This window comes from Lentiprolixibacter sp., from assembly GCF_982873095.1.
Window position 1 is genome coordinate 1 of sequence record NZ_CEYNTP010000322.1, and the last position, 2,500, is coordinate 2,500.

Consider the following 2,500-nt stretch of genomic DNA (forward strand, 5'->3'; position numbering starts at 1 on the left):
GATGCTCAGACACCTGGGCCCCGACACGGGTTTTGATTCCATTGGGGATTTTCAGCAGGCCTATCCGTTAAGTCGATTTCTGAACCTGCTGGATCGTACAGACCAATTGGCAAAAACCATCCTGTACAATTTGAACCCCTCCCAAAACGAGGTGTTTGCCTCGATGATCGGAAATTTTAATGATGGACGGATAAAGGGTAAAATGCAATATGGTGCTGCCTGGTGGTATTTGGATCAGCTGGATGGCATGGAAAAACAGATCAATTCCCTGTCTAATATGGGGGTATTAAGTTGTTTTGTCGGGATGCTGACCGATTCGCGAAGCTTGTTGTCCTTTCCCAGGCATGAATATTTTAGGAGGTTGTTATGTAACCTCTTTGGCAATGACATGGAAAAGGGGTGGCTTCCTTCTGACGTAACCCATATAGGTAAAATCGTGCAGGATATTTGTTATCACAACGCAAGGGCATATTTTGATTTCTGGACATGATATTTGGCGCGAAGAAAACATATAGTATATGGGTATTGGTCGCGGTGCTTTTGATGGGCTGCAGGGACACGGATACTATTAAACACATTCGGTTGGCTCATGGTCTGGACATCAACCATTCTGTTCATAAGGCAATGGTGAAGATGGGCGAGGATTTAGCTGAACTGTCCCAGGGTTCCCTTCAGTTGGAGATCTATCCCAACCAGCAATTGGGTACGGAACGGGAGATTTTGGAATTGATACAGATAGGAAGCCTCGACATGACCAAGGTCTCGGTGGCCACTTTGGAAAATTTTGCGCCGAAAACGCGTATTCTGGGCTTACCCTATCTCTTCGAAAATCGTGAACATGCCTTTGAGGTGCTTGATGGCGCCATCGGGCAGCAATTGCTGGATGACAGCCAAAAGTATTGGTTAAAAGGGCTTGGTTTCTACGATGCGGGCAGCCGAAGTTATTATTCCAAAGAACGACCGATAGAACACCCGGATGATCTGAAGGGATTGAAGATCAGGGTCATGGAAAGCGTCACGGCCATGGACATGGTGCGAAGTATGGGTGGGACACCCACGCCTATTTCATGGGGAGAACTCTATACTTCCCTACAACAAGGGGTAGTTGATGGAGCAGAGAACAATCCACCAAGTTTTTACCTCTCGAGACATTATGAGGTTTGTAAGTACTATTCCCTAAATGAACATACCTTTTCACCTGACGTCCTGATCGCGGGTACGCACTTTTGGAGCAAACTTTCTGAACAGCAAAGAGGTTGGTTAGAGGCGTCTGTCCGTAAATCCATTGCCTATCAAAGGAAGCTATGGATCGAAGCCGAAGCCGAGGCCATTGAAGCAGTGCGCAAAGCAGGGGTTGAGGTCATCTACCCAAAGAAAGGACCCTTTGCACAGCGGGCCGAAAACGTATATCGTCAATACGAAGTAGATGATGAATATTATGGTATCATCCAGGAAATAAGGAAAATGAGAGGATCATGAGGTTCAGAAAAAGGTTAGATAACTTTTTGGGCCGCGCATTGATTTTGATCATGGTGGTAATGGTCGTGAATGTGCTCTGGCAGGTTTTTAGTCGCTACATCTTAGGAACACCAAGTTCATTTACTGATGAACTGGCGCGCTTCCTGATGATTTGGGTAGGTATTTTGGGTGCAGCCTATGTGTCCGGACAAAACGGGCATGTGTCTATCGATGTATTGGCACGGCGTGGCAGCCCAAAGCGCCAAAAGAGATTGAAGCATGTCGTGCGGATCGCCATTGTCCTGTTTTGCCTTTTTGTGATGGTTCTGGGAGGATTTCGCCTGGTCTATGTCACCTATGTACTCGAACAGTACTCCCCGGCTCTTGGCCTGCCCCTGGCGATGGTGTATTTGGTGATTCCCATTAGTGGGGTACTCATTATCTATTATAAGATTTCTGATATGCTGACCCCTTAGGCCATGGAATACGTACCGATTTTTGTCCTGATTTTCAGTTTTATAGGCCTTTTGGCCGTTGGCACCCCGGTGGCGTGGAGTATTGCCATCTCATCACTTCTGACCATGTTGGTGAGCATCCCTGCGCTACCTGCATTTACTACCATATCTCAGCGCATGGCCACGGGGCTGGACAGTTTCGCACTCCTGGCCATTCCCTTTTTCATTCTCTCAGGAGAACTGATGAATAATGGGGGTATCGCACATCGTCTGATTGCCTTTGCCAAGACCCTCGTAGGTGCGCTACCCGGCGGTTTGGCGCTAATTAATATTATATCTGCGATGCTAATGGGTGCTATTGCGGGATCAGCTATGGCTTCTGCCTCTGCCATGGGGAGCATTTTGGGCCCTGAGATGAAAAGAGAGGGTTACGACAATGAATTTGGCGCCGCAGTAAACATCACTTCGGCCACTACTGGACTCGTGATTCCGCCCAGCAATATTTTGATTGTCTACTCCCTGGCCAGTGGGGGAGCATCGATCGCGGCGCTTTTTGTTGCGGGCTATGTGCCGGGAATTTTAACAGG

Annotated in this window: 4 protein-coding genes; all 4 read left to right on the plus strand. The window is 47.8% G+C overall.

From position 1 onward, the window contains the following. Nucleotides 1-490 (plus strand): glucuronate isomerase (locus tag AC4E7D_RS13860; RefSeq protein WP_490174370.1); only part of this gene is annotated, 490 nt, incomplete at its 5' end. Between the two features lie 53 nt (nucleotides 491-543). Then, nucleotides 544-1,479, plus strand: coding sequence for a TRAP transporter substrate-binding protein (locus AC4E7D_RS13865; protein ID WP_490174373.1), 936 nt, complete (start codon nucleotides 544-546; stop codon nucleotides 1,477-1,479). Next, the gene (locus AC4E7D_RS13870) at nucleotides 1,476-1,934 is read left to right on the plus strand and encodes a TRAP transporter small permease (RefSeq protein ID WP_490174371.1); all 459 of its coding nucleotides are present in this window, start codon (nucleotides 1,476-1,478) and stop codon (nucleotides 1,932-1,934) included. Before AC4E7D_RS13865 ends, AC4E7D_RS13870 begins: the two co-directional genes overlap by 4 nt. Nucleotides 1,935-1,937: 3 nt before the next feature. After that, the coding region (locus AC4E7D_RS13875; RefSeq protein WP_490174372.1) for a TRAP transporter large permease subunit at nucleotides 1,938-2,500 on the plus strand (563 nt) is incomplete at its 3' end.

What these genes read in the sequence shown, in the direction of transcription:
- AC4E7D_RS13865 (WP_490174373.1), top strand. Translation starts at nt 544, where the DNA reads ATGGGCTGCAGGGACACGGATACTATTAAACACATTCGGTTGGCTCAT.
- AC4E7D_RS13870 (WP_490174371.1), top strand. Translation starts at nt 1,476, where the DNA reads ATGAGGTTCAGAAAAAGGTTAGATAACTTTTTGGGCCGCGCATTGATT.